The sequence below is a fragment of the Fulvitalea axinellae genome, assembly GCF_036492835.1.
Taxonomy (GTDB): domain Bacteria; phylum Bacteroidota; class Bacteroidia; order Cytophagales; family Cyclobacteriaceae; genus Fulvitalea; species Fulvitalea axinellae.
On record NZ_AP025314.1, the window covers coordinates 3,463,536 to 3,483,374 of the forward strand.

Annotated in this window: 16 protein-coding genes; 10 read left to right on the top strand and 6 right to left on the bottom strand. The window is 49.4% G+C overall.

Annotation, left to right across the window (positions count from 1 at the left end):
• Positions 1 to 36: 36 nt before the first annotated feature.
• Together AABK39_RS13000 and lpxK are read right to left on the bottom strand one after the other, a co-directional pair.
• Entirely contained in the window at positions 37 to 2,019 is a 1,983-nt protein-coding gene (locus AABK39_RS13000) for a putative porin (protein WP_338391777.1), read from the bottom strand.
• Positions 2,020 to 2,029: 10 nt separating this feature from the next.
• Positions 2,030 to 3,052, bottom strand: a complete 1,023-nt coding sequence (gene lpxK / locus AABK39_RS13005; RefSeq protein WP_338391778.1) for a tetraacyldisaccharide 4'-kinase — start codon at positions 3,050 to 3,052, stop codon at positions 2,030 to 2,032.
• A gap of 107 nt (positions 3,053 to 3,159) precedes the next feature.
• Here lpxK and AABK39_RS13010 point away from each other — a divergent pair, with 107 nt between their 5' ends.
• Positions 3,160 to 4,257 (top strand): Nif3-like dinuclear metal center hexameric protein, encoded by a 1,098-nt coding sequence (locus AABK39_RS13010; RefSeq protein ID WP_338391779.1) that lies wholly within the window; start codon positions 3,160 to 3,162, stop codon positions 4,255 to 4,257.
• A gap of 8 nt (positions 4,258 to 4,265) precedes the next feature.
• Positions 4,266 to 5,063, top strand: coding sequence for a zinc ribbon domain-containing protein (locus AABK39_RS13015; protein ID WP_338391780.1), 798 nt, complete (start codon positions 4,266 to 4,268; stop codon positions 5,061 to 5,063).
• Between the two features lie 92 nt (positions 5,064 to 5,155).
• Here the strand turns inward: AABK39_RS13015 and AABK39_RS13020 are convergent, their stop codons facing one another.
• Both AABK39_RS13020 and AABK39_RS13025 read right to left on the bottom strand, forming a co-directional pair.
• The gene (locus tag AABK39_RS13020; RefSeq protein WP_338391781.1) at positions 5,156 to 7,237 is read right to left on the bottom strand and encodes a GAF domain-containing protein; all 2,082 of its coding nucleotides are present in this window, start codon (positions 7,235 to 7,237) and stop codon (positions 5,156 to 5,158) included.
• A gap of 154 nt (positions 7,238 to 7,391) precedes the next feature.
• Positions 7,392 to 9,077 (bottom strand): AMP-binding protein, encoded by a 1,686-nt coding sequence (locus tag AABK39_RS13025; RefSeq protein ID WP_338391782.1) that lies wholly within the window; start codon positions 9,075 to 9,077, stop codon positions 7,392 to 7,394.
• Between the two features lie 402 nt (positions 9,078 to 9,479).
• Between AABK39_RS13025 and AABK39_RS13030 the strand changes: the two genes are divergently transcribed.
• From AABK39_RS13030 to AABK39_RS13065, 8 genes are all read left to right on the top strand, one after another.
• Positions 9,480 to 9,947 carry an Lrp/AsnC ligand binding domain-containing protein gene (locus AABK39_RS13030; protein ID WP_338391783.1) on the top strand — a complete coding sequence of 156 codons (468 nt, stop codon included), beginning with the start codon at positions 9,480 to 9,482 and terminating at the stop codon, positions 9,945 to 9,947.
• Positions 9,948 to 10,219: 272 nt separating this feature from the next.
• Entirely contained in the window at positions 10,220 to 11,671 is a 1,452-nt protein-coding gene (sufB, locus tag AABK39_RS13035) for a Fe-S cluster assembly protein SufB (protein ID WP_338391784.1), read from the top strand.
• A gap of 54 nt (positions 11,672 to 11,725) precedes the next feature.
• Positions 11,726 to 12,484 (top strand): Fe-S cluster assembly ATPase SufC, encoded by a 759-nt coding sequence (sufC, locus tag AABK39_RS13040; protein ID WP_338391785.1) that lies wholly within the window; start codon positions 11,726 to 11,728, stop codon positions 12,482 to 12,484.
• Positions 12,485 to 12,518: 34 nt separating this feature from the next.
• On the top strand, positions 12,519 to 13,838 hold the full coding sequence (sufD, locus tag AABK39_RS13045; RefSeq protein ID WP_338391786.1) for a Fe-S cluster assembly protein SufD: 1,320 nt from the start codon (positions 12,519 to 12,521) through the stop codon (positions 13,836 to 13,838).
• 194 nt (positions 13,839 to 14,032) lie between these two features.
• Entirely contained in the window at positions 14,033 to 15,292 is a 1,260-nt protein-coding gene (locus tag AABK39_RS13050) for an aminotransferase class V-fold PLP-dependent enzyme (RefSeq protein WP_338391787.1), read from the top strand.
• Between the two features lie 5 nt (positions 15,293 to 15,297).
• Positions 15,298 to 15,732 (top strand): SufE family protein, encoded by a 435-nt coding sequence (locus AABK39_RS13055; RefSeq protein WP_338391788.1) that lies wholly within the window; start codon positions 15,298 to 15,300, stop codon positions 15,730 to 15,732.
• A 34-nt stretch (positions 15,733 to 15,766) separates the two neighbouring features.
• The gene (locus AABK39_RS13060; RefSeq protein ID WP_338391789.1) at positions 15,767 to 16,105 is read left to right on the top strand and encodes an SUF system Fe-S cluster assembly protein; all 339 of its coding nucleotides are present in this window, start codon (positions 15,767 to 15,769) and stop codon (positions 16,103 to 16,105) included.
• Positions 16,106 to 16,175: 70 nt separating this feature from the next.
• The gene (locus tag AABK39_RS13065) at positions 16,176 to 16,592 is read left to right on the top strand and encodes a BrxA/BrxB family bacilliredoxin (RefSeq protein WP_338391790.1); all 417 of its coding nucleotides are present in this window, start codon (positions 16,176 to 16,178) and stop codon (positions 16,590 to 16,592) included.
• 91 nt (positions 16,593 to 16,683) lie between these two features.
• Here AABK39_RS13065 and AABK39_RS13070 read toward each other — a convergent pair whose 3' ends face one another.
• Positions 16,684 to 17,313, bottom strand: coding sequence for an HAD family hydrolase (locus AABK39_RS13070; RefSeq protein ID WP_338391791.1), 630 nt, complete (start codon positions 17,311 to 17,313; stop codon positions 16,684 to 16,686).
• A gap of 136 nt (positions 17,314 to 17,449) precedes the next feature.
• Positions 17,450 to 19,681, bottom strand: a complete 2,232-nt coding sequence (locus AABK39_RS13075) for a RelA/SpoT family protein (RefSeq protein ID WP_338391792.1) — start codon at positions 19,679 to 19,681, stop codon at positions 17,450 to 17,452.
• Between the last annotated feature and the right edge of the window lie 158 nt (positions 19,682 to 19,839).

The following is a 19,839-nucleotide window of genomic DNA, read 5'->3' on the forward strand; positions in this document are numbered from 1 at the left end:
AATGCGGTTTTTATTTCAAAAGCTCGTTTTCAACTGTCAATCAAAGAAAAACCAGCTGATACCGAAGTCCAGCCCAGGTTCGGCCACTACGTAATAAGGCGTCACAAAATTAACTTGGTCTTGGGCCAGCGTGGCGTCTCTGTATTTCAAGAAGAGCCTGAAGTATTTCATCTTGATATTCATATAAAGGTCCACATTTGTGAAACCTTCCACAGAAATAGAGTTTGAGGTACCTGATTCTTGTTGCAAGTAAAATTGCTGAGATGTCGGATCGTATCCATAAGCGTAATATTCGGAAGCCCAATGGACATCCACTCCCAATCTCAAGCCTATTTTATTCATGATAACCTTATTCTCCCAATACACTCCGGCATTGACAAACAGGTCAGGCATAGGAAACACATCGCTGGAACCGCCAGTCACAATAGAGTAAACCGCTTTTCCTTTAAAACCAAAATTGCCGAACGTAGCTTCAAATTCAGCCTCAGGCGAAAGCACTTGCGCTACGCCACTCGTCTGGCGGGGCTGAATCTGTACAGGACGAAGGCTCTTATATTTTGGCCTTCCATCCTCTTGTGTCGGGTCCACTGATACTTGCTCATCCGCCGGTGTCACATTTACGAAATACAGGTAATTGGCAAAGTTCGTAAGCGTTATGCCTGGATAGAAATGGAACCAGCCTCGCCAGTCAAACTTAGCCCGCCCTTTGATCTGATCCACTTGTTGTGAGTTAAAGCTCTCGCTCCAATCTTGGTGGTTGGTAGTATACCGATCATAGATATACGGCGCCGCATATTGCTCCCTAACGTAGCTGACATCGAACCAATCCCCTTCGTATTTTCCCGAGAATCGGTGGTCTCCTGTCAACAAAAGTTCACCTCTTAGGCTAATTCGGTTAGTGGAATCAATATCGAGACGCATATAGCCGCCAACAGAATTCTCTATATCGTCTTCCGTTCCGGAAACGAATTTTTGACTAAAGCTTAAAACTCTGTTTTTGAAAAAGGCTTGGTAATACCACTTGCGCCAATGCCCTTTCACGCCCATCTCGTTCGTAAGCGACGTAAAAGTCGAACGTTCACTAGTAGTGTCTTTTCCCATCAAAATCGGATACTTGGCCTTTGAGGCGTCATTCTCAAAGGCTTCGTAGCGATTCGAAGTAGACAACCAATCAGCCTCATGGTACACTCCCAAACCATTGAGCAAATTATATTGATGAAAAAGGTGAACATTCGTCCGCTTGTCTTTCGCCTCGGCGTCTGTGTCATTTAACACCAACCGGGCGTCATCGTAACTAAAAACACCATTGGTAGGTATCAACACGCCCCCTGTCTCCCGAACCTCATTTGAAAAGGTGGTAAAGTTCGCCAACAATTCATACCGCCCGCTTTTCGCTTTATACCAAGTATAAATGTCAAACTGCGTGGTCCGCGTTTCCGTATCGTTTCTCGTCGATCGGGCGACGGCCTTGTCCACATCGTTAAAAGAAAAATCAGCTCCGATGTTCCACAATGGCGTGATGTTCCTACTGAAGCTCACGTCCAAAACAGACCTCGAATTACTCCCCAAAGCCCAATAGAGGCTGGTGTAAGGCGATTTTGTATTATAGAACTTGACCTTGTCGGCAGACTTGAAGTAATAATCATACACCGAAAAACCCGAAGTCTTTCCGATGATTTTCGGTGGCGTGAAGAACACCTCTTTGGCCGCCGTCCCTACATTGCCCAAATTCTGGATTGTATAATCTGAACCCGAGCGAGTGTCCCATTTATAAAACTTGCTCAGTGTAGTATCTACCGAATAAGTCGTTCCCAAATCGTACTTCACATCAGCCAATTTGGTAAACACCAACGTGTTCGGGTTGTAAACCAGCTTGGAAGAATCATCCAAGATACTTTTCCTGCCACCTCCCGTCCGGTCAGGCGTATCATCCCTTCTAAGGTTGCCTTGCGCGAAAGTTCCTGTTATCGCTCCGAAAAGAATCGCTACAACCGTTAATGTTTTGAAATATCTATCCACTATAATCTGTCTACTTCTTATATTTTTCCAGAGTCTCCTCCACCAACTTCACAAAAATACTCTCCCCTTTAAGAAAACGTGTCTCAATCGGCAAATAATACAGGGACACACCCGACAATGCGGATAAATCCGACAATTTCACGGAGTCTTTTTCCGTAGTCAACACGTCCAGACCCGCCGAGGCTATCTTTTCCCCGTCTTTTTCCGAATATTTATGATGATCCCCGAAACGGAAATTTGCGGCCACTTCAAACCTCCCCTTCGCATAGCGCTCAAAGGGTTCAGCATTGCCCAGTCCGCTAACCAGCGCCACCGGTCCAGTTAGCTCTCCATCCGAACCGGACATCGAGACGGGCTCGACGTAGCCGATAGTGGTAAAACACACCGGCGTTTCGCTTCCCGCATATTCTTTCACATTCCGTTCCATTGTCGCCATTTCGGCTTCGGACAATTCGCCCGGACATTTGGTCACCACCACGATATCCGCACGGCCAGCTCCTTTTCTCGATTCTCTCAGCCTCCCCGCGGGCAAAACGTAATCCTCCCAGAACGGTCTTCCGTAATCGGTCAACATTATATTGAGAGACGGGCTGACATAGCGATGCTGAAAAGCGTCATCAAGGATTATCGTGCTTGTTTCTTCGAATTCATGAAGGATAATCGGAATCGCTACGGAACGCTCCTCGCCTACCGTTACGGTCACTTTACCCGAAAACTTCTCGAACATCTGGAACGGCTCGTCCCCAACTGTTTCCGGAGAATCGCCTTCGCCCACTACCCTGAAACCTTTTGTTTTACGACCGTAACCGCGACTTAAAGTCACCACTTTCTCACGATTTGCCAGCAGACGAACCAGATATTCCACCATAGGAGTTTTTCCGGTACCGCCCACCGTCAAGTTACCGACACCGATAACCGGAACGTCAAACTGGAACGATTTTTTGTACCCAATATCAAACAGATGATTTCTGAAGTCCGTAACAGCCCGGTAAGCTAGACTGAAGGGGCTTAACAACAGTTGGTTCCAACGCATACATTTCCCACAAAAAACTATCCCCGGAAAACGGCCGGGAAAACCGTGTGCGACTCGTTCTCATCGCGTAAATTCGCCGTGACAGCTTACGCAAAAGTCTCGGAATTATGATTAAAATAAAAGAAGTCATACGTTTTTTAGAACGAATAGCGCCACCCGCGTTGCAGGAAAGTTACGATAACGCCGGCCTTATCACCGGCGACGCCAACTTGGACTGCCAAGGCATTCTCATCACCTTGGACACTACCGAGGAAATCGTGGACGAAGCGATTGAAAAAGGGTGCAACATGATTGTGGCCCACCATCCGATCGTTTTCAGGGGTCTAAAAACCTTCACAGGCCGCGATTATGTGGAACGGACTGTAATCAAAGCGATCAAAAACGACATCGCAATTTACGCTGCCCACACAAACTTAGACAATGTGGCCAACGGCGGAGTAAACGGGAAAATAGCGGAGAAAATCGGTTTGCTTGACACGAAAATTCTCGCCCCGAAATCGCAAAACCTGTTTAAGCTTACCACATTCGTCCCGGAAAAAGACGCCGACAAGGTCACTCAAGCGCTCAACGAAGCCGGCGCCGGACAAATCGGTGAGTACAAAAACTGTAGTTTCCGCAGTTCGGGCACGGGATTTTTTCAACCCGGAGAAAAATCAAATCCCCATATCGGCGCGCACGGCACTTTGGAAAGTGTCGACGAATGCCGTGTCGAGGTGATTTTCCCAGAATATATGAAAGGAAACGTAATCAGTGCGCTGAACAACGCCCACCCTTACGAGGAAGTGGCGTACTACCTCCACCGCCTCGAAAACACGAACCAAGAGACAGGTTCGGGCATGGTGGGTGTGTTGCCGGAAGCGATGGACGCCGAAAAATTCCTTCTGCATCTGAAAAAATGCATGAATCTTGACACTATACGTTATACCGGCTTTGAGTCTGAGATTAGGAAAGTCGCCGTATGTGGCGGTTCGGGAAGCTTCCTGCTCAAGCGCGCCAAGGCCGTCGGCGCCGACGCTTTCGTCACCGGAGACTTCAAGTATCACGAGTTCTTCGACGCCGAAGGGAAAGTCATGATCGCGGACATTGGCCACTATGAGAGCGAAGCTTTCACAAAAGAACTCTTTCACGAGCATTTGTCCGATAAATTTCCTAGTATTGCACTCTATTTATCCGATATTAACACCAATCCCGTTCATTATATTTAAAGGTCTTTATGGAGAGTACTGTAGCACAGAAGCTAGATGCGTTAAAAAAGCTCCAGTCGATAGACTCACAGCTTGACGAAATCAAGAAAATCCGGGGCGCGTTGCCCGAAGAGGTCCGCGACTTGGAGGACGAGATTGAAGGTTACAACACGCGTATCTCTAAGATCAACGGCGAAATCGAGGAACTTGAGGCCACCATCCAAGGCAACAACAACGGAATCGAAAGCGCGCGCCAGCTGATCAAGAAGTACGAGGAGCAGCAGATGAACGTCCGCAACAACCGCGAGTATGACGCCATCACCAAGGAAGTGGAACTCCAGACACTGGAAATCCAGATCCTTGAGAAGCGTACGCGCGAAGCTCTTCAGGAAATCGACCGGAAAAAAGAAAAGATCGACGCTACGAACGAAACCCTCGCCGAGCGCCAAAAAGATTTGGACAGCAAGCGTGAGGAGCTCGACACGATCATGAAGGAGAGCGAAGACGACGAAGCCAAGCTTCTCCGTAGTCGCGAACGCGCCTACAAGCAAGTGGAGCAGAGACTTCAGCGCGCTTATGACCGTATCCGCGACAACGCCAGAAACGGTTTGGCCGTAGTTGCCGTTGAGCGTAACGCTTGTGGCGGTTGCTTTAACATCGTTCCTCCGCAGAGGCAAGCCGATGTTCGCGAGCGCAAAAAAGTTATCGTTTGTGAGCAGTGCGGAAGAATCTTCGCCGATGTTGTTGACATCATCGAAGAGGAACCGAAGAAAACCAAGCGCACAACAAGAAAGAAAGCCACCACTAAAAAGAAGACAACAAAATAAGTTGATCTCTTTTGGCTAACCACAAAGCATAAAGAAGGCGAAGAATCTGATTCTTCGCCTTTTCTATTTTTAAAGAAAACAATCTTTTAGGGTCACCCATCCACCAGCTCAGTTTTTTGGCTATAAGAAAACAGCAACAGATAAAAAACTTCGCCTTTCGCCCTTCTGCGATACACTTCCACAGATTTCACGGTCCGACCTCCGATTTTCACATCATTATAAGTACCGTAACCGTCCAACACCAGCGCCTCGTCTTTCGCCAACTTCTCCACCAGATCGGGATTCAGCATCTTTTCGATATTCCCCCAACTTTCGGCCTCGGCACTTACAATCCTGAAATCGGCATCCGCAACCAGCATCTCACCGAATTTGGCTTTTAACAGGTCCCTAAACATATCGCCTCTGGACGCCTGTAAAGAAATTTGTTCGGCCTTCTCATTAATCACACCTTCCAAACTCTCCCTTGTCGCCGCCATTTCCTCCAAGTTTTGCCTCAACTCCTCTTCATTGCTTTGCAATTCCTCCGACATCGCCCGCGATTCGTTTAGCAATGTCGCGGTGGTTTCCTGCATGTACATTGCGTCCAACGCATAGGACAATTGCTCGGCAACGGCATTGGCAAACTCCAACATTTGCTCATCCGGCTCTTTTAACCAAGCCAGCTCCAAAACGCCGTTCACCTCACCATCTCCGTGAGCGACGGGTTCCAAGCAAACATATTTAGGGGAAACCTCACCCAAACCCGAACGAATCTTCATGTACTCTTCCGGCAAATCGTTCATCCTGACAGCGCTCCTCTCCTGCCATACTCGCCCTACAAGCCCCTCTCCTTTTCGGAATTCGCTTTCCATGTATTTACGCTTTCCGGACGCATAAGTGGCGCACATTTTCATAACTTCTTCCTCACGGACAAACAGCCCCCCCATGTTGGCGTTGGTAAACGACATCAAAAAATTCAAGACTTCCTCGCAAAGAACGTTTTTCGACGTCCGGTACTTACGAAGAATCCCCGCCAAATCCGCCATTCCCTCAGCGTGTTTTCTTCTCGCTTTGTCCTCTTTCCCTTTCGCCTCCAACGCTTCGTTTTTCAATTTTATCTGATCCACCTGCTTCCTGATTTGCTTCAGCATTGAGCGAAAGTTTTTAATCAAACTCCCCATCTCATCATTCAGGTGAAACTTCTCAAGAACCTTATCTTGCTTTCTGTCCCCTTTCAAAACCGACTTCGCCACTCTATCCAGAACACGTATAGGCCTTGAAATCACTGACGAAAAATAGAAACTCAACATCCCGCCAACGATTAGCAACAAAGCCAAAGCCACCGAACTCACCCAAAGGGCGCGCGCCTCCATCTCTTCACTTTTAATCCGAATCCCATCATACAGGCTCTCAACTCTCGGCTCCGCATCCGCAACAATATCCGCCAATTGACCGGACAAACCACTGTCCGCCGTAAAACCGATCAAACGGTCTATCTCCACCACTTTCTCGAATTGGCGAACATAAGCGTCAATCACGCCGCTGTACTCCTCCACATAAGAGGCCGACATATGAGGCAAAGAAGCCTCCCTTACAAATTCTTGAAAATCCCGAGCGGTTTTCTGCAACTTGTCCGCATAACGCTCATCCTGCCTCAGCATAAAATCCTTCTCGTGCCTTCTCAACGAAAAAGCGAAAACTTTCTCCTGAGCCGAAGGACACTGTTGCAAATCGTGCACATAACGGCGCATGCGCCCCACCAGCCCCCAATCTTTGAATCCTCGCTGGTATTTCGCCTCAACTAATTTGTCGAAACACCGAGAGTATGAAACAATAGCGGCCTGCAAACCTGACACGTCCCCAACGAGGCCCAAATCCTCGAGATTCTCATCTTTTTTCAGGGAATTCAGAATAACATTTATTCGCTTTACACTTTCGGCGTGTGTAGTGACCGCCGTATCTTCAAAAGTTTTAAAAAACGAAGGCGACTTACTTCCATATAGCAAAAAATCCTTTTCGGCTCCGCGACAAGCGTCAAGCAATGACACTACATCCCTGATCTGCCGTTCCGTCTCATGAAAGCCCCCCACCTTTTCAAGCAACACAAATGAGAGCCCCCCACCTATTGCCGAAAGAAAAATCAAACCGAAAAACGCAAGACGGAATTTTAGTTTAATACTTGAAAATTTGAACATCGCTGGCCTATGTTTAGGCCACAAAAGTACACCAAGGCCCGGAGACTTACACTAAGGCTCCCACAACTGTATATTATCTTTTTGTTAAATATGAAAAAAGCCAGATATAAATCTGGCTTGTAATATTTTCTTAGTTTGAACCTCAAAAACCGCCTCAACGACTTTTGGCATCCATTTCCTTAAGTTTGCGTCTCAATATCTTACCTACATTCGACTTAGGCAATTCATCCACAAACTCAACTTCTTTCGGCACTTTATAAGCAGTCAGCTGTTTTTTACAATACTTCCTTAACTCTTCTTTCGTGAGCGAAGGATCTTTTTTAACAACATATATTTTAACCACTTCCGTAGAACGCTCGTTCGGCACGCCAATAGCCCCGACTTCAAACACCCCCGGATGGCTTGACACTACGTCCTCCACCTCATTAGGGTAAACATTGAAACCGGAAACGTTGATCATCTCTTTTTTACGATCCACGATTGTGACATAGCCCTCCGAATCGATCTTGGCCATATCGCCAGTCTTTAACCAACCGTCTTCACTAAACACGTCCTTGGTTTCGTCTGGACGCTTCCAATACTCGCGCATCACTTGCGGGCCTTTCACCAAAAGCTCTCCAACTTCCCCGGTCGAAAGAGTTTCCCCTTCGTCAGAAACTATTTTCACATCCGTACTCGGGAACGGCAAGCCAATAGTCCCAACTTTACCGTTTCCGTTAAGAGGTTGACAGCTTACCACCGGCGAAGCTTCAGTCAATCCGTAACCTTCAGAAAGGTAACATCCCGTCATCTCTTTCCAACGAATGGCTACATGTTCCTGCACGGCCATACCGCCACCTACGGTAACTTTAAGTCCGCTGAAATTCACTTTTTCAAAGCCCGGGTGGCTCATCATGTGGTTAAAGAGCGTATTCACACCCGTCAGGACGGTCGGGGCATATTTGGACATATCCTTAAGAAAAGCGTCAAGATCCCTTGGATTCGTGATCAAAACGTTCTTTTGGCCATAGCTGAACATCGCCATCAGGTTGACCGTAAAGGAGAAAATGTGATAAATAGGCAAAGCGGTCACCATCACTTCCTTGTTCTCCACCAAATTCCCAGCCGACATGTAAGCCAAAGTCTGCTGCATGTTGGCGATTACGTTACCTTGGGTCAACACAGCACCCTTGGCCACTCCAGTCGTCCCTCCCGTGTATTGAAGCAACGCTATATCATCACGACAAAGCGACGGCTCCTCCAAACTCATCGATTTCCCTTTCTTCAAAGTCGTTTTAAAAGGAATCGCTTCAGGCAAAGAATATTTCGGAACCATCTTCTTCACGTACTTCACCGCAAAGTTAACCACCGGACCTTTGATCGATCCCAAAAGATCGCCCACTCCAGTTACGATGACATGCTCCACATCAGTATCGGCCACAACTTCCTGCAATACACTGGCGAAATTCTCGACAACCAATATCGCTTTCGTTCCGGAATCCTGTAACTGATGTTTAAGTTCCCTTGGAGTATAAAGAGGATTTGTGTTCACGACCACCAACCCAGCCCTCAAAGCGCCAAAAACGGCTATCGGATACTGAAGAAGGTTCGGCATTTGGATAGCGAAGCGGTCTCCTCTCTTGAGCCCGAGCCCAGTTGTAAGATATGCGGCGAAATCGCGCGACAATCTGTCTACGTCATTGAAAGTAATGGAAACCCCCATGTTCACGAAAGCTTCCGAATCCCCGAACTTTCGTATCGATCTGGCGACCATATCGGGCAACGAGACATACTCGGTTACGTCAATCTCTCTCGCCATCCCCTCAGGATAAGCGGCATACCACGGTCTATCTTGGCTCATAACAGTGTTGGCGTATTATTTCGGCCACCGGAAACCGATAAGCCGTCATTTTTTTAATGAGTTCGCAATATTAATTCAATAAAACCGATGATTTTTTACGACTAATGATTAATATTGCGTATTGTTTTGCAATTTTACAAAAATCAAAAGAATAAAAAAAACGATTCGGAGCCAACCCGAATCGTTTACAAAACAACATAAACCCAAAATGAAAGTCCGGACGGAAATTAAATCGGCGTCGAAGTAAACCCCATTCTTCGCCGAATCCCTTCCGAACCCTGACACAAAGCTACGAAACGGCCCTGTTTTTTAAAAAAATCGCAAACCAAGAAGCCAAAACTATCGTATTTTGACTATCTTGTACCCTGTTATTTATCAAAATCGCAATTATCCGTGAAGAAGATGAGTAAAAATTACGACATTGACAACGTCGACCTTAAGATACTGAGCCTCCTGACCGAAGACGCGAAAACGCCGTACACGGAGGTAGCCAAAAAGGTATTCGTATCGGGCGGAACGGTCCACGTACGGATGCGGAAAATGGAGGAAATGGGCATAGTCAAAGGAACGACCCTTAACATCGACTACGCCATGATGGGTTATGACATCACCGCGTTCCTAGGCATTTACCTCGAGAGGAGCTCCCTTTACGATTCCGTTTTGGAGCAACTCAAGAAAATCCCCGAGATCGTGAGGATCCATTACACTACAGGCAACTATAACATGTTCCTGAAGCTTCATTGCCGAGACACCAGGCACCTCAAGGACACGTTGCACGACAAGCTCCAGAAAGTGGAGGGCATCGAGCGTACGGAAACCATTATCTCTTTGGAGGAAAGTCTCTCTAGACACATCAAGTTCGGAGAATAAAACGCCGCGATTAGCGGACGGAAAAATAACTGTTTGGCGCCCAAAAGGCGCCTTTTTTCGTTTGGGGGCTTTGGTTTCCGCTTACAGAAAAGCGAAAACTATAAGGCGGATCTATGAGACTATTACAATTTTTTATGGTGCGTAAAAATGGGATTAGCCCGTATTGGAGTATATTTACGTCGGCAACGCAATCATACTCAAACCCATGAACATTATTTTCGTCATATTTAGTACATTTGCACCGCTTTCATAGAAACAGTCTAAATAACGATATGAGTAAGGACAACGAAATTCTTGAGGAAGTAACCGGCTCAGAGTACAAGTACGGCTTTACGTCCGACATCGAACAGGAGTCGGCTCCGAAAGGACTCAACGAGGACATTATCCGGTTCATTTCCAAGAAGAAGGAAGAGCCCGAGTGGCTGTTGGAATGGAGACTGAAAGCCTACCGGCACTGGCTAACACTCGATGAGCCAGACTGGGCAAACGTAGGATACGAGAAACCCGACTTCCAGGACATCATTTACTACTCGGCGCCCAAACAGAAGGAAGGCCCGAAAAGCCTGGACGAGGTGGACCCTGAACTGCTCGAAACATTCAACAAACTCGGCATCTCGCTTGACGAACAGAAACGCCTCACCGGCGTGGAAGTCGCCGTGGACGCCGTACTGGACAGCGTGTCCGTAAAAACCACTTTCAGAGAAAAACTGGCCAAAGACGGCGTCATTTTCTGCTCGTTCAGCGAAGCGGTAAAAGACCACCCGGAATTGGTAAAAAAATATCTCGGCTCCGTAGTGTCGATGACCGACAACTTCTACGCGGCCCTTAACTCGGCTGTATTCAGCGACGGTTCTTTCTGCTACATCCCGAAAGGCGTCCGTTGTCCTATGGAACTCTCCACTTATTTCAGGATCAACGCTTCGGGTACCGGCCAATTCGAAAGAACGCTCATCGTAGCCGAAGACGACTCTTACGTCAGCTACCTTGAGGGCTGTACCGCACCTATGCGCGACGAAAACCAGCTTCACGCCGCCGTAGTGGAAATTTACGCCAACAAAGGCGCCGAAGTGAAATACTCAACTGTCCAAAACTGGTATCCCGGCGACAAGGACGGAAAAGGCGGTATTTTTAACTTCGTAACCAAAAGAGCCCTTTGCGCTGGCGACCACGCCAAAGTGTCTTGGACACAAGTGGAGACCGGATCGGCCGTGACTTGGAAGTACCCAAGCTGCGTACTCAAAGGAGACTACTCGATCGGCGAATTCTATTCCGTGGCCGTTACCAACAACATGCAACAGGCCGATACGGGAACCAAAATGATTCATATTGGCAAAAACACCAAAAGCCGAATCGTATCCAAAGGTGTATCCGCCGGAAAAAGCCAGAACAGCTACCGCGGTTTGGTGAAAGTTCTCAAAGGCGCCGAAAACGCCCGGAACTTCTCCCAATGCGACTCTTTGCTGATGGGTGACAAATGCGGAGCGCACACCTTCCCATACATCGAGGTGGACAATAAGTCTGCTATGGTGGAACACGAGGCCACCACTTCTAAAATCGGCGAAGACCAGCTCTTCTACTGCAACCAAAGGGGTATCGACACAGAAAAGGCCGTAGCCCTTATCGTGAACGGATACTGCAAAGAAGTGCTCAACAAACTCCCGATGGAGTTCGCCGTGGAAGCGCAGAAACTTCTCGCCCTCTCACTCGAAGGAAGCGTAGGCTAAACGCCCGCCATCCGTATTTATCAACCTTACTTTCATTTTCATCCGAATACCATCATGCTTAAGATAAAAGACCTTAAGGCCCAAATCGGGGACAAAGACATACTCAAAGGAATCAACCTGGAAGTGAAACCCGGCGAAGTACACGCCATCATGGGCCCCAACGGATCAGGTAAAAGTACCTTGGCTTCCGTTTTGGCCGGACGCGAAGACTTCGAAGTAACCGGTGGAGAAGCCGTATTCCAAGGCAAGGACGTTCTGGACCTCGCTCCTGAAGACCGCGCCCGCGAAGGCATATTCCTCGCTTTCCAATACCCCGTAGAAATCCCGGGTGTAAGCACCGTTAACTTCATGAAAACGGCCGTAAACGAAGTCCGCGAGTACAGAGGCCTTGAGCCGCTTAACTCCGTGGAATTCCTTTCGGAGATGAAAAAGAAAATGGAGCTCGTTGAAATTTCTCAAGCCTTGCTTAGCCGTTCGCTCAACGAAGGCTTCTCGGGCGGAGAGAAAAAGCGTAACGAGATTTTCCAAATGGCCATGCTTGAGCCAAAACTCGCCATCCTTGACGAAACCGATTCCGGCCTCGACATCGACGCCCTCCGTATCGTCGCAAACGGCGTGAACAAACTCAAGTCTGCCGACAACGCCACTATCGTGGTAACGCACTACCAAAGACTACTCGACTACATCGTGCCGGACTACGTACACGTACTTTACAACGGACGCATCGTGAAGTCGGGAACCAAAGAACTCGCCTTGGAGCTCGAAGAAAAAGGTTACGACTGGATCAAGGAAGAGGCCGACGCCAAAGCCTAAGCCCTCCTTTGTCTTACCTTAAAAGAGTTTCACGATGAGTCAGACAGTAGATAAAAAATCACTCAAGGACATATTCCTCGACCGTTACGACAACGTTGTGGCATCGGCCACAGGCGAAGGCGCCGTTGCCGACATCCGCAAAGCGGCCGCCGAAAAGCTCGCCGAAATGGGCCTGCCAGTAGGCAAAGACGAGGAGTACAAATATTTCCGTATTACCGGACAGCTGGAAAAGCGCTTTGACCACGCCCAAACGGCATCGGCCAAAGACGTAGCCGAGCAAGACTACAAACGTTTCCTGATCGAAGGCCTTGACGCCAACGTTTTGGTTTTCGTTGACGGTCAATACTCGGAGCAGCATTCCCGCATTATCAGCCCGGAAAAGGAAATCCGCATCCGCGACATCAACAAGGCGATTGCCGAAGACGCTGACGCCGTAGCTGGCATCATGGCCAAAGGCACGCAACACGACGACGCTTACTTCTTGGCCAACACGGCTTTGTTTGAAGGCGGAGTAATCATCGAGGTTCCGAAAAGCGCCGTAGTCGAAAAACCGACGGCCATTATCAACATTTCGGATTCCCGCGGACGCAAAGCTTTCTCTTTCCAACGCAATATCATTACTGTTGGAGAGAACGCACAAGCTTCTTTCTACGTAGAGAACAACACTGTTGGCGAGGCAATCAGCTTCCAGAACGGCGCTACGGAAATCTTCGTGGCCGATAACGCCAACGTAAAAGTATACAACCTGCAAAACGACGCCCAGGCTTATCAGGTGAACAACACCTATATCTACCAAGGCAAAAGCAGTGTGGCTACAAACATCACCGTATCAGTGGAAGGCGCCATGGTCCGTAACAACCTCCGCTTCTCACTCGACGGCGAGCATATCGAGTCCAACATGTTCGGACTTTCGTTACTTGACGGTAAAAGCGTTGTTGACCACCACACCGTGGCCGACCACACCATGCCTAACTGCGAAAGCAACGAGCTTTACAAAGGCATCTTTGACGGTAAATCCAAGGGTGTGTTCAACGGAAAAATCTTCGTGCGCCAAAACGCCCAGAAGACAAACGCTTTCCAGTCGAACAAGAACATCCTGCTTAGCGACGACGCCAGCGTAAACACCAAACCCCAGCTTGAAATCTGGGCCGACGACGTGAAGTGCTCGCACGGATGCACCAACGGACAGCTCGAAGACGAACAACTCTTCTACCTCCGCGCTCGTGGTATCGGCGAGGAAAAAGCCAGAGCGATGTTGCTCTACGCTTTCGCCGAGGACGTAGTGACGAAGATCGACAACGAAGCTATCCGCACGCATATCGACAAAATCATCGAAGCCCGCCTGATCAAGTAATCCGGTCAGACACTTCGGAACGCATAACAAAGACGGGGGCGATATATGCCCCCGCTTTTTCCGTTTTTAAGTACGGATATTGGAGACGTTTTCGCAATCCCGGAACACGCTTTCCCAACTCTTGTCCGGACGGTCGTCCGGCTTATTGGCCGGCCACTCCGCTCCGAACACTTCAGCACCTTACCCGAATTCCCATGGCACAGCCCATAAACGACAACGCCGTGACCAACGCGACCCTAGACGTACAAGCCATCAGGGAGCGCTTTCCCATCCTTCACCAAGAGGTGAACGGAAAGCCCTTGGTTTACTTCGACAACGCCGCCACCAACCAAAAGCCCGACACGGTAATCGAGTCGCTGGACAACTATTACCGTAAGGACAACTCCAACATCCACCGTGGCGCGCACACGCTAGCCGACCGCGCGACGGCGGAATACGAGGACACTCGCAAAGCTTTGAAGGATTTCGTCAACGCCAACGAGGCAGAGGAAATCATCTTCACACGCGGCACAACCGAAGGCATCAACCTAGTCGTCCAGACTTACGGGCGCATGGTTTTGGCCCAAGGCGACGAGGTGATTATCTCCGCTATGGAGCATCACAGCAATATCGTCCCATGGCAGATGCTGTGCGAAGAGCGAGGCGCCATTTTGAAGGTGATTCCGATCACTGACGAAGGCGAGATCATTATGGAAGAGTACCTTAAGTTACTCTCTCCAAAAACCAAGATAGTGGCCACATGCCACGCCTCAAACGCACTAGGAACGGTAAACCCCGTAGAAGAGATCATAGCGCACGCCCATAAAGCAGGCGCCAAAGTCCTTATCGACGGGGCGCAATCCTGCGCTCACCTCCCCTTGGACGTACAGGCGCTCGACGTCGATTTCTTCGTAGGCTCGGCCCATAAAATGTACGGCCCGACAGGCACCGGCTTCCTCTACGGCAAGCGCGAGTTATTAGAAGCTATGCCGCCGTTTATGGGAGGCGGGGAAATGATCAAAGAAGTCACCTTCGAGAAGACGACTTATAACGACATCCCGTACAAATTCGAGCCCGGCACGCCCAATATCGGCGACGTGATCGCCTTTAAGAAAGCTGTCGACTTCATTAACGAGACGGGCAAGGAGACAATCGCTGCGCACGAAGAGGCGCTTTTGGCTTACGCCACCGAAAAAATATCGGCCATAAAAGGCGTAACGATAGTAGGCCAAGCCACTCATAAAGTAGGCGTTCTCTCTTTCGTTATCGACAACCTCCACCACTTCGACGTGGGAATGATGCTCGACGCCAAGGGAGTGGCCGTCCGCACGGGACACCACTGCACCCAGCCTCTGATGGCCCGTTTTGGCCTTGAGGGCACCGTTAGGGCTTCCTTCGCTGTTTACAACACTAAAGACGAAGTGGACACGTTAATCGAAGGTGTGGAAAGACTAGCAAAACTCGCTAACCGATGAGTCATATGAGCTTGAACAAGGTACAGGACCAAATAGTAGACGAATTTTCACTGCTCGGCGACGACCGCGAGAGCACTATCTTTTATATCATGGAGCTGGGACAAAAACTCCCAGCCTTGGCCGAAGAGCACATGACAGAGCAGAACCTTATCAAAGGTTGCCAATCAAAAGTATGGCTCACCGCGGACCTAGACGGAAACCGAATCAACTTCAAGGCCGACAGCAACACCGATATCACCAAAGGCTTGATTAGTCTTTTGATTCGCGTGCTGGACGGGCGGACACCAGACGAGATCCTAAGCGCCGAACTGACCTTTATAGAGAAGATCGGAATGGGCGGAATCATCGGTTCGCAACGTTCAAACGGACTTACGGCCATGATTAAGCAGATGAAACTCTACGCCTTGGCTTACAAAACCAAGCTGGCGCAAAAGGCTTAATACCATCGAATAACGTTTCTCATCACCAGCCAATATGGAAGATAACAAACAAGAACAACCGACGGAAGGCACTCCTCTCAGAGACCAAGTGCTGGCCGCGATCAAAACGGTCTTTGACCCGGAGATTCCGGTCGACGTGTACGAGCTCGGACTTATCTACGAGATCAATGTTTTCCCGGTTAACAACGTCCATATCCTTATGACGCTCACCTCGCCGGCATGCCCCTCAGCAGAAGCTTTGCCAGCGGAAGTGGAAGAGAAAGTCAAAGCCATCGAGGGAGTAAACGACGTCAAAGTCGAGCTTACCTTCGATCCACCATACACTGCCGACATGATGTCGGAGGCCGCCCGCCTTGAACTGGGCTTTATGTAATCGAGAAAACCCAAGCGCTCGGCGCCCCACTCACTCTTTGGGCGACGGGCCTACCAAAACCAATACACTTATGTACCCAGCGGAATTAGTTCTCCCAATGAAAGAAGAGTTGCTTTCTCAAGGCTTCGGTGAGTTCACCACAGCAGAGGAAGTAGCAGAGCATTTCGAAAATAACAAAGGCACTACTTTGGTTGTCGTCAACTCCGTTTGCGGTTGTGCCGCGGGAGCTTGCCGTCCGGGCGTGCTCTTCGGCCTCAAACACGCCGAGAAAAAGCCTGATTACTTGCGTACCGTTTTCGCAGGTTTCGATACCGAAGCCGTTGCCAAAGTGCGTGAATACCTTGCGCCGTACCCTCCTTCGTCTCCGGCCATCGCCTTGTTCAAAGACGGCGAACTCGTTCATATGCTTGAGCGCCACCAAATCGAAGGACGCGACGCTATCATCATCGGAAGCCACCTTAAGGGCGTTTTCGAAGAAGTATGCTAAGAAATTTCCTTTTGGAACACGAAAAAGCCGGCCCATAAAGCCGGCTTTTTCTATTTCAGGACAAGTCCTTTTTACCTTACAGACATTACCTTCAAGCCAAAGCCTCGGCGAACAAATCTGAAAACACGCCCTTGTTAGCCTCCACCAAAAGGCTTTCCATACCCAAACGCTCGGCGGTTTCGGCGTTCGGCGCCGTATCCTCCACCATCAAAGTCTCCGACGGATCAAGCCCGGCGTCGGCCAAAACGTGGGCGAAGATCTCTTCCCCCGGCTTCCGCAAGCCCAGCTCATGCGAGTAGTATACCTTCTCGAACAAACCGGACATCGGCTCTCCGAAAGCTTCCTCGAAGCGTTTCTCGAAATAGGTAGCGTGAGTAGCGTTGGTATTACTCAACAAAAATATCCGGTAGCGCTCACCCAATCTCTTCAACGCCTCGACGCGCTCTTCAGGAAAGTCCAACAAAAGCTCGTTCCAAGCGCCCACCACTTCCTCCGGTCTCAGGTCCTTACCGGTGAAGCTTCTGATCGCCTCCACCAAATCCCCCTCTGTTCCCGTACCGACCTCTATGGCATGGAACACCTCGGAACCTTTGAAAAATCCCCACGCCTCATCAGAGGTCACGCCCGCCAAATCGGCGAAACGCTCCACCGAAAGGCGGATATCGATATTGAGGATAACTCCTCCCAAATCGAATATTATGTTCTTGATATCTTTGTCCATTGTCATTCTGAATCTAAAAAACGCCCCGAAGGACAAATACCGGTAACAAAGCAAAAAACCGGACACCCCCAAAACGAAGAGGCGTCCCCTCTTCGGGAAACGCCCCTCCGCACTACCGGATCGCCAAGTACCGGACTTAAGAGCCCGTAGCCATATTGCCTTTCGAATCCACCCGTTTCACTTTGATCACTCCCTGAATAGACTTCAGCGCCTTGATCAGCGTGTTCAGGTGTTTCAGACTGTGCACATATACCTGAAGACTGCCTTCGAAGATTCCGCTGTCGGAACTAAACGACATCGAGCGCATGTTCACTTGCAAGTCTTCAGATATCGTTTTGGTCACATCGTTGATAAGCCCCACACGGTCGGTGCCTATCACCACCAAGTCCGCTACGAAGTCGTTGCTTGCCGCGCTGGCCCATCGGGCTTTTATCACGCGGTGTCCGTGGTTCGACAACAGCTCCACTGCGTTCGGACAACTGGTCCTATGGATTTTTATCCCCTCGCTAACGGTCACAAAACCGAAGATATCGTCTCCCGGGATGGGCTGACAACACTTGGCGAAGTTATAATCCACCACATCCATATCCTCCCCTATCAGGAGTTCATTGGTCTTCTCGCCTTTTTCCTTGGTAAGCGCCTTCTCAAACGACTTGGCGTCGGAGGCCCTACCAGTGCGCTTCTTGGTAACGCGTTCACGGCGTTCCTGAAATTTCTTTATGTCTTTAGGGTCAATCTTACCCAAGGCCACCTTCGAAAGGAAGTCCGTCTGGGTTTTCTCGCCAAAGTGATCTCGCAGGCTCACCCATATCTCGTTGGTCGGCTCCAGCTTCATTTGCTTGAGCTTCCTCAACACTATCTCTTTACCGTCGGATGCCAAGCGTTTTTTCTCCTCGTGCAAAGAGTCTTTGATCTTGTGCCTGGCCTTGGAAGTAACCACATAGTTGAGCCAACCCTCGTTTGGCTTTTGCTTTACGGAGGTGATAATCTCTATCTGGTCCCCGTTGCGCAACTTATAGTTAAGCGGCACAAGCTTCTGGTTTACCTTGGCCCCGATACAGCGCGCGCCCACCTCGGTATGGATATCAAAGGCGAAATCCAAAACGGTCGAGTGCTTCGGCAACGGACGCAACTCTCCCTTTGGCGTAAACACGAAGACCTCCTCGTTGACAAGATTCGACTTAAAGTCGTCAACGAACTCCATGGCCGTCTTCTCGGTCTGTTCCAACATTCCCCTCACACGGGAGATCCATTGCTCAAGGCCAGAATTCGCTCCCTTCGGCGTCTCCTTGTATTTCCAGTGGGCAGCGTACCCTTTCTCCGCAATCTCGTCCATGCGGCGCGTCCGGATCTGCACCTCCACCCATTTGCCTTGCCTACTCATCACCGTAGTGTGCAGTGATTCGTAACCGTTGCCCTTGGGCGTACTAATCCAGTCACGCAGGCGGTCGGGATTAGGGCTGTAATAGTCCGTCACTATGGAGTAGGCCCGCCAGCAAGCGGACTTCTCCAACTCGAAAGGCACATCCAGAATAATCCTTATTGCGAACAAATCATACACCTCCTCAAAGGGTATGTTCTGCTTTTTCATCTTGTTCCAAATAGAGTGGATAGACTTCGGCCTGCCCTTTATCTCATAATTGAGTTTCGAATCGTTCAGCTCCTTTTGCAGAGGCTTAATAAAGCTCCGGATAAAATTGGCCCGTGCCGTCTTCGTCTCGTTGATCTTGTCGGCGATGCCACGATACGTCGTATAGTCCGAATACTTGAGGTGCAAATCCTCCAGCTCCGACTTGATGGCGTAAAGACCAAGCCTGTGCGCAAGTGGCGCATACAGATAGATCGTCTCCGAGGCTATCTTCAATTGCTTGTTGCGAGGCATGCTTTGGAGCGTCCGCATATTATGCAAACGGTCGGCGAGCTTTATCAGAATAACCCTAACGTCGTCGGAGAGCGTGAGCAACATCTTGCGGAAATTCTCCGCCTGCGCCGACGTTCCCTGTTCGAACACACCCGAGATCTTGGTCAGGCCGTCGATGATACGGGCATACTTACGCCCGAATTCGCGCTCGATGTCCTCAAGCGTCCACTCCGTGTCCTCCACCACATCATGCAACAGTGCGCACACAATGGAAGTGGGGCCGAGGCCTATCTCACTGACGCAGATGTCGGCCACCTCTATGGGATGGTAGATATACGGCTCTCCGGACTTACGTCTCATATGCCGGTGCGCCTCGGCCGCTACGTTGAAAGCCTTGCGTATAAGCTTCGCGTCGTCGTCTTTCAAAAACGGCTTCGCGTGGCGCAACAGACGACGATAGCGCCGGAGTATCTGTTTCTTCTCTTCTTCCTTGTCAATCTCGGTCATAATCCAAAATAGCGAAATGATCACCAATCTGTCAAGCCCCGACGCCCCGGCTTTTTGCCGGGAACCCAACGGCCGGTCCCAAACCATGGAAGCATTAACGAAAAACGTCCTGCCGTTGCCGAAAGCCTTGCGTACTTTATTACCTTTGGAACGAAAAA

What these genes read in the sequence shown, in the direction of transcription:
- lpxK (WP_338391778.1), bottom strand. Translation starts at nt 3,052, where the DNA reads ATGCGTTGGAACCAACTGTTGTTAAGCCCCTTCAGTCTAGCTTACCGG.
- AABK39_RS13075 (WP_338391792.1), bottom strand. Translation starts at nt 19,681, where the DNA reads ATGACCGAGATTGACAAGGAAGAAGAGAAGAAACAGATACTCCGGCGC.
- AABK39_RS13060 (WP_338391789.1), top strand. Translation starts at nt 15,767, where the DNA reads ATGGAAGATAACAAACAAGAACAACCGACGGAAGGCACTCCTCTCAGA.
- AABK39_RS13055 (WP_338391788.1), top strand. Translation starts at nt 15,298, where the DNA reads ATGAGCTTGAACAAGGTACAGGACCAAATAGTAGACGAATTTTCACTG.
- AABK39_RS13030 (WP_338391783.1), top strand. Translation starts at nt 9,480, where the DNA reads ATGAGTAAAAATTACGACATTGACAACGTCGACCTTAAGATACTGAGC.
- AABK39_RS13015 (WP_338391780.1), top strand. Translation starts at nt 4,266, where the DNA reads ATGGAGAGTACTGTAGCACAGAAGCTAGATGCGTTAAAAAAGCTCCAG.
- sufB (WP_338391784.1), top strand. Translation starts at nt 10,220, where the DNA reads ATGAGTAAGGACAACGAAATTCTTGAGGAAGTAACCGGCTCAGAGTAC.
- AABK39_RS13050 (WP_338391787.1), top strand. Translation starts at nt 14,033, where the DNA reads ATGGCACAGCCCATAAACGACAACGCCGTGACCAACGCGACCCTAGAC.
- AABK39_RS13065 (WP_338391790.1), top strand. Translation starts at nt 16,176, where the DNA reads ATGTACCCAGCGGAATTAGTTCTCCCAATGAAAGAAGAGTTGCTTTCT.
- AABK39_RS13025 (WP_338391782.1), bottom strand. Translation starts at nt 9,077, where the DNA reads ATGAGCCAAGATAGACCGTGGTATGCCGCTTATCCTGAGGGGATGGCG.
- AABK39_RS13010 (WP_338391779.1), top strand. Translation starts at nt 3,160, where the DNA reads ATGATTAAAATAAAAGAAGTCATACGTTTTTTAGAACGAATAGCGCCA.
- AABK39_RS13070 (WP_338391791.1), bottom strand. Translation starts at nt 17,313, where the DNA reads ATGGACAAAGATATCAAGAACATAATATTCGATTTGGGAGGAGTTATC.
- AABK39_RS13020 (WP_338391781.1), bottom strand. Translation starts at nt 7,237, where the DNA reads ATGTTCAAATTTTCAAGTATTAAACTAAAATTCCGTCTTGCGTTTTTC.
- sufC (WP_338391785.1), top strand. Translation starts at nt 11,726, where the DNA reads ATGCTTAAGATAAAAGACCTTAAGGCCCAAATCGGGGACAAAGACATA.
- sufD (WP_338391786.1), top strand. Translation starts at nt 12,519, where the DNA reads ATGAGTCAGACAGTAGATAAAAAATCACTCAAGGACATATTCCTCGAC.